Here is a 13,060-nt window from a genome sequence, read left to right as displayed (position 1 = left end):
AAAATTATGGCTTTTGAATTGCCTAAGTTACCGTACGCATATGATGCGTTGGAACCACATATTGATGCTCGTACTATGGAGATACATCATACAAAGCATCACAATGGATATACAACAAAATTGAATGGTGCTATTTCAGGAACAGATTTGGAAGGGAAAGACATTATGGATATTCTTTCTAATATGGACATGAGTAATGGTGCGGTAAGAAATAATGGAGGTGGTTTTTACAATCACTCGCTTTTCTGGGAAGTAATGTCACCAAATGGTGGTGGAAGTCCAGAAGGTGATCTTGCAAGTGCTATTAATGATGCTTTTGGATCACTTGATGGTTTTAAAGAAAAGTTTACCGCTGCGGCAGGTACGAGATTTGGTTCAGGTTGGGCATGGCTTTGTGTTCATAAGGGAGGAAAGCTTGAGATTTGCTCAACTGCTAATCAAGACAACCCTATTATGCCTGGTATTGAGTGCGAAGGTCATCCAATATTAGGCTTAGATGTTTGGGAACATGCCTATTACTTGAATTATCAAAATAGAAGACCAGATTATATTTCTGCTTTTTTCAATGTTATCAATTGGGATAAGGTTGCTGAGAACTATGCTGCCGGAAAATAGCAGCAATATTTTGTAAAATTAAGAGCGCAGTTGTTTAGCTGCGCTTTTTTTGTTTTAATCTCAAAATATAATAATAGAAAAGGGTGGAGAAGCCTCCACCCTTTTCGTCCCAAATCTTACCATAAACTTAACCTACTTATGCTATGGCAAAACTAAATTACTGGTATTGTGGCAAATAACAAAGAAATTTTATGAGTTTTTAAAGCGCGAAAGAATTAGAAAATGCCAAAATTTAACATTTAATGGGCATAATACGTTGGCAGTCAAACATAAAGAAGGCGGAACAATGTCCGCCTTCTTTCCCCAAATCTTACCATGAACTTAACCTACTTATGCTATGGTTCTACAAATGTATCTTAACAGTTCTCCACTGTAAAAGCTTTTAGATAAAAGTCCTTTTATTAGGTTGAAATACCATTACACCTAAAACGGATTATAAAAGCTAAAGAAAAGGAGTACAAGTGGTGAAGAAATTCAATAAAATAAAAAAGGTGGAGAAGTCTCCACCTTTTTTGCCCCAAATCTTACCATGAACTTAACCTACTTATGCTATGGCAAGTACTAATATAAATTGCTGTAGGGCTGGAATGTTAAAAAGACGTCAAAGTGCATTTTTCATCGATGAAATGCATACACCATAGGATGAAATACATATTTTAGTATGCGCGTTCGTTTTTACCCTCAAAAAAGTTAATGAAAGCTCTATTGACGACACGGTTTCCTCCGGGTGTTGGATAATCTCCGGTAAAGTACCAATCTCCAAGATTATTAGGGCATGCAATATGTAAGTTATCTATGGTTTGATAAATAACTTTTACTTCGGCACCAATGGATTTGGGACTTAATATTTCAGCAATTTTATCAGAAATTTCTTCTTGTGAGAAAGGTTCATAGAATTCCTTTACGTAATTGATGACATCTTTATCTTTCGAATTGACTTGTTGTACACACTTATGATAAATTTCTTCAATTTTATTAGTGGTGTTATGATCTTTATGAAGCTCTAGTGCGGCTTTAAATGCTACAAAGTCTTCTAGTTTAGCCATATCAATACCGTAACAATCCGGATATCTAATTTGAGGAGCGGAAGAAACTACTACTATTTTCTTAGGGTTTAGTCTGTCAAGCATTCGAAGTATGCTTTTCTTAAGTGTAGTTCCCCGAACAATACTATCGTCTATAATAACAAGATTGTCATTCTTTTTTACTGAGCCATAAGAAATGTCATAAACGTGTGCCACTAAATCATCTCTACTACTGTCTTGAGTAATAAAAGTTCGCAGTTTAGCATCTTTTATTGCTACCTTTTCAATACGAGGACGAACATCTAATATTTTATGAAGCTGCTCTTTGGTTATAGTGTTGCCTAAAGCTAATATTTGTTCTTCTTTTTTATTGTTGAGGTAATTTTGAGCCTCTTTTACCATACCTAAAAAAGAAGTCTCGGCTGTATTAGGAATATAGGAGAACACGGTATCTGTTAGATTATCATCAATTGCTTTTAATATTTCAGGAAATACCAGTTTGCCAAGCATCTTGCGTTCACGATAAATCTCTTTATCACTGCCACGAGAAAAATAAATTCGTTCAAATGAACAGGCTTTCCTTTCCGTTGGCGTTAATATTTCTTCAAAAGATACATTCCCATTCTTTTTTATAATAATCGCATTACCAGGATCTAGTTCTTTAACCTCTTCATATTTCACATTGAAAACAGTTTGAATTACCGGTCTTTCAGAAGCAACTACAACAATCTCATCATCTTGGTAATAATAACTTGGTCTAATACCTGCGGGGTCTCTAAGTAAAAATGCATCACCATGCCCTAGTAAACCTCCCATGGCATATCCACCATCCCAGTTTTTAGCTGCCTTCCTTAAAACTTTGGCAACGTTCAAACGTTCAGCAATTATGGGTGAAGCTTCTCTTTTATTAAAACCTTCTTTTTTAATTTGTTTGTAGAGTTTAGCTACTGCATCATCTAGAAAGTGACCAATTTTTTCCATCACTGTAATGGTATCGGCCATTTCTTTTGGGTGCTGACCTAGTTCGATGAGGCTTCCAAAAAGCTCATCAACATTGGTCATATTAAAGTTACCTGCAACAATGAGGTTTCTATGCATCCAGTTGTTTTGTCTTAAAAATGGATGTACGCTTTCTATACTGTTTTTACCGAAAGTACCATAACGAACATGACCCAATAATAGCTCACCAATGTATGGAATCTCCTTTTTTTGTTGGGCAACATCATCCCATAATTGAGGACTATCAACTAGGGCAGAATTTATACGGTCATTAATTTGTTTAAAAATATCTTGAATCGGTTGTTGTTGAGAAGACCTTACTCTGCTCATGTATCGCTCCCCAGGCTCCATATCTAACTTGATGCTTGCAAAACCGGCACCATCTTGGCCGCGATTATGCTGTTTTTCCATCATTAGGTACATTTTATTTACACCGTAAAAAGCGGTACCATACTTCTCTTTATAATATTCAAGAGGTTTTAATAATCGAATCAACGAAATTCCACATTCGTGCTTTATAGCATCACTCATGTTCTAACTAATAAAAAAGCCCTGAATTTTCAGGGCATGGGTTATTTTATTTCAATATCAAATTGTGTCAAGGCTTTAAATTGATGGAGCCTTTCTTCAACTTCTTCTTTTTTTAACGATTGCATCCGTTCTGTTCCAAATTTCTCCACACAAAATGAAGCTAAATTAGAGCCATGTATGATGGCATTTTTCATATTTTCAAACGAAATATTTTCAGTACTTGCCAAATATCCAGAAAAGCCACCAGCAAATGTATCTCCAGCACCTGTAGGGTCAAAAACTTCTTTTAATGGTAAAGCCGGAGCAAAAAAGATGTTCTTTTCGTCAAAAAGTAAAGCACCATGCTCACCTTTTTTGATAACCACATATTTAGGACCCATAGCACTTATTTTTTCAGCTGCAGTTACTAAAGAGTATTCACCAGTTAGTTGTCTTGCTTCTTCATCATTTATGGTGATAACATCAATATGTTTTATCACTTCAATAAGTTCATCAAGCGCATTATCCATCCAAAAATTCATTGTATCTAAAACAATGAGTTTTGGTCGGGTACTCAATTGATTAATTACACCCATCTGAATTGAAGGATGCAAATTACCGAGCATTACAATATCAGCATTTTTATAATCTTCTGGAACTATAGGATTAAAATCTGCTAAGGTGTTTAATTCTGTTACAAGTGTATCGCGGGTATTCATATCATTATGATACTTACCGCTCCAAAAAAAGGTTTTACCACCCTGTACAATTTCAACTCCTGAAATATCAATATTTCTATTAGTCAATAAATCAAGGTATTCCTGCGGAAAGTCATCTCCAACTACAGAAACAATGGCCGAGTCAACTTGAAATTTGGATGCTGCTAAACCTATAAAAGTTGCCGCTCCACCTAAAATTTTGTCCGTTTTTCCGAAAGGAGATTCAATAGCATCGAAGGCAAGTGTACCAACAATCAAAAGCTTACCCATTAACTTGGAATTTTGCTGCAAATATACCGTAAATTATACATAAAATAAGGAGTGATTTTTTAAAAATAAACCGAACAGTTCTTGAGCTATTTTCTTCCAAAATCTGCAGGAATTTCACCCCAAGCTTTGGTTTCCCATTTAACAATTGGCGTATTGTAGTCGTTATTTTTTAACCAATTCTCAGCTCGTTGAATCAATTTAAAAACAGCAGTACTTTTCGAGCTAGGTTTTAAATTCGTTTTACATTTTTTCTTTTGCACCCATCCAATAGCTATTCTAGAGTCAGAGTAAATAATTCGCTTGCTATTCTGTTGTTTTAAAAAGGCCAATCCATGGACTAAAGCCAAAAACTCACCAATATTATTAGTGCCTTCATCAAAAGGCCCTTGTTTGAATAATTGCTTTTTTGTTTTTGTATCAACACCTTGATATTCCATTACACCTGGATTGCCACTTGAGGCTGCGTCAACTGAGATAGAGTTCATGTTGGGTTCACCTATTCTCAATAATTCTTCAGGTGTTAATTCTGACTTGCCTTTACTTTTTCCTTTGTATTCTAAGTAATTACTGTTAAACGCCTTTTTGGCTTCAACGAAAGTTGAAAATGACTTATACTGAGCTCCTTTTATTCCTTCAATTTGAGCTTTACAATCGTCCCAAGATTCAAAAATACCAGTATGCTTGCCCTTCCAAACCACATAAAATTTTTGTTTTTTAGCCATGAGCTTCTAGCAATTGTTCAATTATTTTTGGAAAATGCTCGTATTCCAAAGCATGTACTTTACTTGCAATATCACTAGCGGAATCAGACATTGAAATCTGAGTTGATTTCTGAAAAATGACGGTTCCATCATCGTATTTATTATTCACATAGTGAATGGTTATACCGGTTTCAGTTTCGTTATTGAGTTTAACGGCTTCGTGAACATAATCGCCATACATACCTTTTCCACCATATTTAGGAAGAAGTGAGGGATGAATGTTTATAATTTTATCAGGAAAACTTAAAATCAAGTTTTCGGGGATTTTCCAAAGAAAACCAGCTAAAACGATAAGAGAAGGTTTTAGCGACTTTAAAACTGAAAGAACGGTTTCATTTTCAATAAAAGCGGCTTTATTAAAAGATAAACAAGGTACTTTTAGTCTATTACAACGATCAATTACGCCGGCAGATACTTTATTAGTTAGTACGCAAACAACTTTAGTTTTGATAGTTTTTTCAAAATAATTAATGATATTCTCTGCGTTGGAACCAGAACCTGAAGCAAGTATAACTATTCTATTCATTGTGTTTTTAAAGACGGTTTTATCATTTTTCTAGGGGTCTAAATTAAGCCTAAGATGGGTAAAACAGTAATTTACAGCACATTTTATCGACAAATGATGGTTTTAATCCAAAGTTTTATATTTTTGCCGAGATTAAATTTTAAAACCGATATTATTATGTCAGACATTGCATCAAGAGTAAAAGCTATCATCGTTGATAAACTAGGTGTTGATGAAAATGAAGTTGTTTCTGAAGCAAGTTTTACCAACGATTTAGGCGCTGATTCATTGGATACTGTTGAACTTATTATGGAATTTGAAAAAGAATTCGATATTCAAATTCCAGATGATCAAGCGGAGAACATTGCTACTGTTGGTCAAGCAATAAGCTATATAGAAGAAGCAAAGTAATTTATGTTATCTTACTAAAGATTAACAATTATCCATGTGGTAATCTTCCACATGGATAATTTTTTTTAAATTCAAGCGTAAATAGGTTAAAAATTAGTTCTATGCAGTTAAAGCGAGTTGTAGTTACCGGTCTAGGTGCTCTGACACCGATCGGGAACGATATCAAAACCTATTGGGATGCACTTAAGAACGGAAAAAGCGGTTCTGCTCCCATTACATATTACGATACAGAAAAGTTTAAAACAAAATTTGCCTGCGAGCTTAAAAATTACGATCCCTTAAATTTTTTCGATAGAAAGGAAGCTAGGAAGCTAGACCGTTTTGCACAATATGCATTGGTATCTTCTGATGAAGCAATTCTTGACTCTGGGCTAGACTTAGATAAAATTGATAAATTTAAAGTAGGTGTAGTATGGGGAGCTGGTATTGGAGGTTTAGAAACTTTCCAAAATGAGGTATTGAATTTTGCTGCTGGTGATGGCACTCCAAGGTTCAATCCTTTCTTTATACCAAAAATGATTGCAGATATTGCTCCAGGTAATATCTCTATCAAACATGGCTTTATGGGGCCAAATTATACGACTGTTTCTGCTTGTGCATCATCTGCGAATGCAACAATTAATGCCTTGAATTATATTCGATTAGGCCATTGTAACGTTGTTGTGACTGGTGGCAGTGAAGCGGCAGTAACCATTGCTGGTATGGGTGGATTTAATGCCATGCATGCACTATCAACTAGAAATGAAAGCCCTGAAACTGCGTCAAGACCATTTGATGCAACTAGAGACGGTTTTGTTTTAGGTGAAGGTGCTGGAGCTTTGGTATTAGAAGAATATGAGCATGCTAAGGCCAGAGGCGCAAAAATTTATGCTGAGGTTTTAGGTGGTGGTCTTTCGAGTGATGCTTATCATATGACAGCACCACATCCTGAAGGTATAGGTGTAGTCAAGGTGATGGAGAATTGCTTAGAAAATGCTGGCTTAAAAGCTTCAGATGTTGATGCTATCAATACACATGGCACATCAACTCCATTAGGTGATGTCGCTGAACTTAAAGCGATATCTAAGGTATTTGGTGAACATGCAGCGAATATTAATATTAATTCTACTAAATCAATGACTGGTCATTTATTAGGAGCGGCTGGTGCAATTGAAGCAATTGCATCAATCTTAGCTATGGAACATAGCCTAGTACCGCCAACCATAAATCACAGTGTAATTGATGAAAATATTGATCCATTATTAAATTTGACATTGAATAAAGCTCAGAAACGAGAAGTAAATGTTGCTATGAGCAATACTTTTGGTTTTGGAGGGCACAATGCTTGTGTTTTATTTAAAAAACTTAGTTAATTTAATAGATGAAGTTTTCTCCTAAAATATTTAATTCCCATCCTAAACAGGATGGGGATTTTTTTTTAGGCATTAAACGTATTTTGGGTTTTAAGCCTAAGAATATTGAAGTCTATAAGAAAGCCTTTTTACATCGTTCCATGAACAAACGTGATCAAGAAGGTAATCCTATGAACTATGAACGTTTAGAGTTTTTAGGCGATGCCATGCTCGGCACTATTATTTCTAGACATCTATACAGTAGTGTTCCTGAGGGAGATGAGGGTTATCTTACCAAAATGAGGTCTAAAATTGTTAGCAGAAAACATTTAAACGAACTGGGAAAAGACTTAGGCTTATTAAATTATGTGGAGAGTAGGATTCCAAAATCACATTTTGGAGAAAATATTCATGGTAATGTTTTTGAGGCCTTGGTTGGTGCTATTTATTTGGACCGCGGTTATACTTTCTGCGAAAAATTTATTCAATCTAGGGTTATTGAGCCTTATGTTGACATAGAACAATTAGAAGGTAAAGTCATCAGCTATAAAAGTTTGGTAATTGAATGGTGCCAAAAGCAAAAAAAGAGTTTTCATTATGATGTTTATGAAGATACAGGCAATGATGTTTTAAAACATTTTGCAGTTAAATTAACCATTGGCGAAAAGATATTAGCAAAAGCACGAGCTACTTCAAAAAAGAAGGCAGAAGAAAAAGCTTCAAAAAGAGCCTACTTTGCTCTTCAGCACAAAATCGAAAGTCATTAATCGTTAAGAAACGGTAAACTCCAACGTTTTCGTGCCCTTCATATTTTCTAAACCATTCCATACACTAGGCTGGTTTAAGGATTAGAACTATATTTACAATTCGCATTAATTTGATGGTAACAACTCATAAGATAGCTGCAGAGTTATATGATGATACTTTTAAGCTCATTGCATTGCATTGTAGCTTGAGAGATTACGCAATGGCTTATGGCATTAATAAGGTTGTACAATTAAAATTAGAAAGAAGCGAACAAGACTTGGACGTTGCTGATTTTTCGTTTCCAATTTTTGAATGGAAAGACGATAGTAATGACACCAATTGGACCTTGGTTAGTAACACAATCAAGAGAATAGAAAGAACCGAATCTTTTGGTTTTTTTGAAGAGGAAAGTGAAGAAAGAACACACTACCTAATTGAAGAACGAAAAGAAGTTGATTACTTTTTAAAAATTGATGTCGATGAAAATTATTCATTGAATGAGGTGGTTTCATCAATTAAAAAGATACCAAAAGTAGTCACTGCTTACGATATTGATGTAAGGAGTTTAAAATCAAAGAAAAACCTAATTTTTTAATAATGCCAACTAAGAAGAAAACTAAAATTGTTGCAACTCTCGGCCCAGCTACCAGTAAAAAGGAAGTTTTAAAAGAAATGATACTGGCAGGAGTGGATGTGTTTAGAATTAATTTTTCACACGCTAGTTATGATGATGTTACTGAGCGGATTAAAATGATTCGTGAGTTGAATGAAGAGATGCAAATGAGCACCGCAATTTTGGCTGATTTACAAGGACCAAAATTAAGAGTTGGTGTAATGGGTGGTGAAGTGGTGGTTGCGCCTGGCGATGAAATTCTTTTTGTAACAGGAGAACCATTTGAAGGCAATGCTGAAAAGGTATATATGAACTATGCAGCATTTCCTAGGGATGTAAAGGCTGGAGAAAATATACTTTTAGACGATGGAAAATTGATGTTCGAGGTAGTTTCTACCAATGGTGAGAATGAAGTAAAGGCTAAGGTTATTCAAGGTGGGCCTTTAAAATCTAAAAAAGGTGTCAACTTACCCAATACTAATATTTCTTTACCAGCCTTAACAGAGAAGGATATAAAAGACGCCATTTTTGCTGTTGGTCAAAATGTAGATTGGATCGCACTTTCTTTTGTTAGATTTAGCCAAGATTTGATAGATCTTCAAAATTTAATTAAAGAACATTCAGAGCACAAAATTCCAATCATTGCGAAGATAGAAAAGCCTGAGGCTGTAGAGAATATAGATAAGATTGTTGCTTATTGTGATGGTTTGATGGTTGCCAGAGGTGATTTGGGAGTTGAAGTACCTGCTCATGAGGTTCCTTTAATTCAAAAACAATTGGTTTTAAGAGCCAAAAAGGCTAGAATACCTGTAATTATTGCTACCCAAATGATGGAGACCATGATTACAAGTTTAACACCAACAAGGGCTGAGGTAAACGACGTTGCTAATTCTGTAATGGATGGGGCTGATGCTGTTATGCTATCTGGGGAAACTTCTGTGGGTAATTACCCAGTTCAAGTGATTGAGAAAATGACAAGTATTTTATCAAGTGTTGAGGGATCTAGTTTAATTAATGTGCCTCAGACACCACCTCATATTAAAACAAAAAGATATATCACGAAGTCGGTTTGTTATCATGCTGCATTAATGGCCAATGAAATTCAAGCCAAAGCGATTTCGACATTAACAAATAGTGGGTATACGGCTTTTCAAATTTCGGCTTGGCGACCTAGCGCTCATATTCTAGTTTTTACTTCTAATAGAAGAATATTAACACAATTGAATTTGCTTTGGGGTGTTAAGGCATTCTATTATGACAAATACGTATCAACAGATGAGACTATCGAAGATGTAAACCAAATTGCATTAAAAAAAGGGTTTTTACAGAATGGTGATATGCTTATTAGTTTAGCGGCAATGCCTATGAAAGAAAAAGGAATGGTAAATACATTGAGGGTTACAGAAATCGAGACAAGTAATTTCTAAGCAACTTCTCTTTCAAAAGCAATAAAGTTTACTACTTTGCCTTTTTTGTTGCGAATAGGCGCACCCTTAATCCAGCAGTTGTAGGTTGAACCATCTTTGCGATAGTTCAAAATTACCGCTTCAAAAGGCTGCTCATTTTTAACAGCTTTTGCGATATTTGAGGCAGTTTCTTTACAGGTTTTTTCGCCTTGGAACATTTTTGGTTTTAGACCTTTTATTTCATCAGGTGTGTAGCCATTCATATGAAAAATATTCTTAGTCGCATGTACAATATTTAGTTGCGCATCAGTAACAACAATAATATGTTCCTTTTGAATAATTTCTTTTTCGAATGGAAATTTATTCTCCCAGGTCTTTTGTTCAGAAAGTGACTTCAATATTCCCAAGTCACTTAGGTTATCACACATTTTTTGGAAATACTTCGAAAATACATCCCAACCAGAGACAGGTAGATTTAAAACACCCTGCTTAGAGTAGAAATTATATGCCGCCTTATCGTAATGTTGTAACTCTTTCATTATTCAATACTATAAAAATTTAGCATTTTGAAAAAGTTTGTAACAATCATTAACAGTTCTGTTGAAATAATTTGGGCTAAATGGGTATTAAAACCGTGTAAGTATGAACAGAATTTTTTGACTTAAAGGCCATAAACACCAATAAATCAGTAAGAACTCAGTATTTCAAGAGGGTTAATGAAGCTATTTTTAAGGTTGTTAAAAACAAAAACAAAAACAAAAACAAAAACAAAAACAAAAACTAACACTTTGACACTTTCGAATTTGATATTTCTTATTTCAATTTTGATTCAGCAAAAATTGAAGGTGCAATACTTTTTGCTAAATGTATAGGCCAATCATTTCTGTGCAAATGACTCTCAGTAATAGCCCCTTCATAAAGTAAATATAGTCCACCTGATATTTTTTCTGTTTCTGCTAATGAAATGTTAGCAATTGTGTCACCCACTATTTCACCTAAAAATAAGAGGAGTTCTTTTTTCTGTCGTTGAATTACCGAAACTATTTTTTCATTTTCTGGAGGTAGTTCACCCAGAGTTTTAATGCCCCAACAACCATGGAAGTCACCTTGTCTATATAAATCTCTTAAAAAATCAAAAATGCCAACTAGTTTTTGTTTTCCTTCATTTTTATCTGAAATATAATTTTTTAAGTCGTCCATAAATTTAAGGTGACGCACTTCAAGGTAAGCTACACATACATCTTCTTTTGATTTAAAATGATGATACAAGGTGGCTTTTGCAATTTCAGATTTTGCAATAATTTCGTTAATACCTGTTGCGTTGTAACCATTTGTATAGAACAGTTTACTCGCTACGGTAATGATGTGTTCTTTGATATTACTTTTTTGCATACTACAAATATAAACCGACTGGTCAGTCAATAAACAAATTTTCCATATTCAATCTAAAACTAACGGTGGTTAGTAAAAAACTGTAGTTAAATGGGGATTCTATAAAATCTTTAGTTAGAATTAGCGTTTTATTGGCTCAAAATTATTTTTTCAACTATAGTTTTGCAAAAAAATTGTTACAGTGATATTAGAATTGATAACGGCCATTCTTTGGAGTATTTCACCGTTTGGTGAATCCAAGGTTGGTATTCCATATGGTATTGCTCAAGGAGTGAATAGCTATCTTGTTTTTATCACCTGTTTTTTGGCCAATTTATTGGTCTTTCCAATAATGATGTATTTTTTAGATAATATCAATAAAGGTCTTGTACGATGGAGACCTTATAAAAAAGTGGCTTTATGGGTTGCAAAAAGAGCTAAGACAGGTACTGGTGATAAAATTCAACGATTTGGAGTATTAGGTCTAGCATTGTTCGTCATGATTCCTTTACCCGGAACAGGAGTCTATGCAGGAAGTATTGCATCATACTTGTTTAGAATTGAAAGAAAAAAGGCATTTATAGCTAATGCTATTGGTATTTTCTTTTCTTCCATAATTATATGGGCTTTAACGGTTTCCGTTAAGTCTATGTAGTTTTTTAAAAGTCAAATTTTAACTGCACCAAGAGCTTTTTTAGGTCATCTGATTTTTTAATTTTTTTGTCTTCTGTATTCAGGTTTGCTAATGAAATACCTAATAGACGAACAGAGTTTTGTAGTTCTTGTTGGTAAAGTAACTCTTTTGCTGTCTCAAGAATCAAGGCTTTCTCGGTAATAAAATAGGGTAGGGTTTTACTACGTGTTTGGAGTGTAAAATCGCTGTACTTGATTTTAAGGGTAATTGTTTTTCCCGCAATATTAGATTTTAAAAGTCGACGTTCTAACTCATTTGCAATATGTTCTAAACGTTCGAGCATAAAAATTTCACTACTCAAATTTTCGCTAAAAGTGCGTTCCGCTCCTACCGATTTAGGTATGCGATCTGGTTTAACTTCGCTTAAATGTTTTCCTCTAACTACATCGTAGTAGTAGCTACCACTTTTACCAAAATTCTCATCAAGAAAGTCCAAGGATTTGGTTTTTAAATCATTTCCAGTAAAGATGCCCAGTTTGTACATTTTTTCCGCAGTTACCTTACCTACGCCATAAAATTTACGAATGTCTAAATCTTCTAAAAATTGAATTACTTCCTCGGGGTTAACAGTTTTTTGACCGTTGGGTTTGTTGTGATCACTTGCTATTTTGGCTATGAACTTGTTAATTGAAATTCCAGCTGAGGCTGTTAGACCAGTCTCATCTAGTATTTTTTGTCGAATTTCCTTAGCGATTAAAGTTGCGGAAGGGTTTCCTTTTTTGTTTTTAGTAACGTCTAAATAAGCCTCGTCTAGGGATAATGGTTCTACTAGGTCAGTATATTCAAAAAAGACTTTTCGAACTTGTTTTGAAATTTCAATATACCTTTCATAACGTGGTTTTACAAAAATCAAATCTGGGCAATTACGCTGTGCAATATAACCGCTCATAGCGCTTCGTACACCAAATTTACGCGCTTCATAACTAGCGGCTGAAACTACGCCACGTTTTGAGCCCCCACCAACTGCAATGGGCTTGCCTTTGAGCTCAGGATTATCATGCTGTTCTACTGAAGCATAAAAGGCGTCCATATCAACATGAATGATTTTTCGTAATGGAAAATCAAATTCCATACTCAAATTTA

The 13,060-nt window shown here is 34.7% G+C and carries 14 protein-coding genes; 7 read left to right on the top strand and 7 right to left on the bottom strand.

Annotated features, from left to right (window positions below):
• Nucleotides 1-6: 6 nt before the first annotated feature.
• Nucleotides 7-615 carry a superoxide dismutase gene (locus RM542_RS01830; RefSeq protein ID WP_311384001.1) on the top strand — a complete coding sequence of 203 codons (609 nt, stop codon included), beginning with the start codon at nucleotides 7-9 and terminating at the stop codon, nucleotides 613-615.
• A 656-nt stretch (nucleotides 616-1,271) separates the two neighbouring features.
• On the opposite strand, the gene RM542_RS01825 is transcribed toward RM542_RS01830, so the two are convergent.
• From RM542_RS01825 to RM542_RS01810, 4 genes are all read right to left on the bottom strand, one after another.
• A complete protein-coding gene (locus tag RM542_RS01825) occupies nucleotides 1,272-3,170 on the bottom strand; it encodes an amidophosphoribosyltransferase (protein WP_311384000.1) in 1,899 nt (632 codons plus the stop codon).
• Between the two features lie 41 nt (nucleotides 3,171-3,211).
• The gene (locus RM542_RS01820; RefSeq protein ID WP_311383999.1) at nucleotides 3,212-4,138 is read right to left on the bottom strand and encodes a PfkB family carbohydrate kinase; all 927 of its coding nucleotides are present in this window, start codon (nucleotides 4,136-4,138) and stop codon (nucleotides 3,212-3,214) included.
• 86 nt (nucleotides 4,139-4,224) lie between these two features.
• On the bottom strand, nucleotides 4,225-4,860 hold the full coding sequence (locus RM542_RS01815) for a ribonuclease H family protein (protein WP_311383998.1): 636 nt from the start codon (nucleotides 4,858-4,860) through the stop codon (nucleotides 4,225-4,227).
• Entirely contained in the window at nucleotides 4,853-5,425 is a 573-nt protein-coding gene (locus tag RM542_RS01810) for a phosphoribosylglycinamide formyltransferase (protein ID WP_311383997.1), read from the bottom strand. The genes RM542_RS01815 and RM542_RS01810 overlap by 8 nt, the downstream gene beginning before the upstream one ends.
• Nucleotides 5,426-5,581: 156 nt before the next feature.
• Between RM542_RS01810 and RM542_RS01805 the strand changes: the two genes are divergently transcribed.
• From RM542_RS01805 to pyk, 5 genes are all read left to right on the top strand, one after another.
• Nucleotides 5,582-5,815, top strand: a complete 234-nt coding sequence (locus RM542_RS01805) for an acyl carrier protein (RefSeq protein ID WP_047247024.1) — start codon at nucleotides 5,582-5,584, stop codon at nucleotides 5,813-5,815.
• Nucleotides 5,816-5,916: 101 nt separating this feature from the next.
• On the top strand, nucleotides 5,917-7,167 hold the full coding sequence (gene fabF, locus RM542_RS01800) for a beta-ketoacyl-ACP synthase II (RefSeq protein ID WP_311383996.1): 1,251 nt from the start codon (nucleotides 5,917-5,919) through the stop codon (nucleotides 7,165-7,167).
• A gap of 8 nt (nucleotides 7,168-7,175) precedes the next feature.
• Nucleotides 7,176-7,913: a ribonuclease III gene (rnc, locus tag RM542_RS01795; RefSeq protein ID WP_311383995.1), complete on the top strand. Its 738-nt coding sequence runs from the start codon at nucleotides 7,176-7,178 to the stop codon at nucleotides 7,911-7,913.
• Nucleotides 7,914-8,026: 113 nt separating this feature from the next.
• Complete coding sequence (locus tag RM542_RS01790) at nucleotides 8,027-8,488, top strand: IPExxxVDY family protein (protein WP_311383994.1); 462 nt, start codon at nucleotides 8,027-8,029, stop codon at nucleotides 8,486-8,488.
• Nucleotides 8,489-8,490: 2 nt separating this feature from the next.
• Nucleotides 8,491-9,933: a pyruvate kinase gene (gene pyk / locus RM542_RS01785; protein WP_311383993.1), complete on the top strand. Its 1,443-nt coding sequence runs from the start codon at nucleotides 8,491-8,493 to the stop codon at nucleotides 9,931-9,933.
• Here pyk and RM542_RS01780 read toward each other — a convergent pair.
• Both RM542_RS01780 and RM542_RS01775 read right to left on the bottom strand, forming a co-directional pair.
• Nucleotides 9,930-10,451, bottom strand: a complete 522-nt coding sequence (locus RM542_RS01780; protein WP_311383992.1) for a PAS domain-containing protein — start codon at nucleotides 10,449-10,451, stop codon at nucleotides 9,930-9,932. The genes pyk and RM542_RS01780 overlap by 4 nt on opposite strands.
• A 274-nt stretch (nucleotides 10,452-10,725) precedes the next feature.
• A complete protein-coding gene (locus tag RM542_RS01775; protein ID WP_311383991.1) occupies nucleotides 10,726-11,304 on the bottom strand; it encodes a TetR/AcrR family transcriptional regulator in 579 nt (192 codons plus the stop codon).
• Between the two features lie 181 nt (nucleotides 11,305-11,485).
• On the opposite strand from RM542_RS01775, the gene RM542_RS01770 reads away from it, so the two are divergent.
• Nucleotides 11,486-11,938, top strand: a complete 453-nt coding sequence (locus RM542_RS01770; RefSeq protein ID WP_311383990.1) for a small multi-drug export protein — start codon at nucleotides 11,486-11,488, stop codon at nucleotides 11,936-11,938.
• Between the two features lie 4 nt (nucleotides 11,939-11,942).
• On the opposite strand, the gene dinB is transcribed toward RM542_RS01770, so the two are convergent.
• Entirely contained in the window at nucleotides 11,943-13,049 is a 1,107-nt protein-coding gene (gene dinB / locus RM542_RS01765; protein WP_311383989.1) for a DNA polymerase IV, read from the bottom strand.
• Nucleotides 13,050-13,060: the final 11 nt, after the last annotated feature.

The organism is Croceitalea sp. P059 (assembly GCF_031846365.1).
Lineage (GTDB): Bacteria > Bacteroidota > Bacteroidia > Flavobacteriales > Flavobacteriaceae > Croceitalea > Croceitalea vernalis.
The sequence above is the reverse complement of the archived record's forward strand: the minus strand, read 5'-3'. Positions and strand labels throughout refer to the sequence as shown.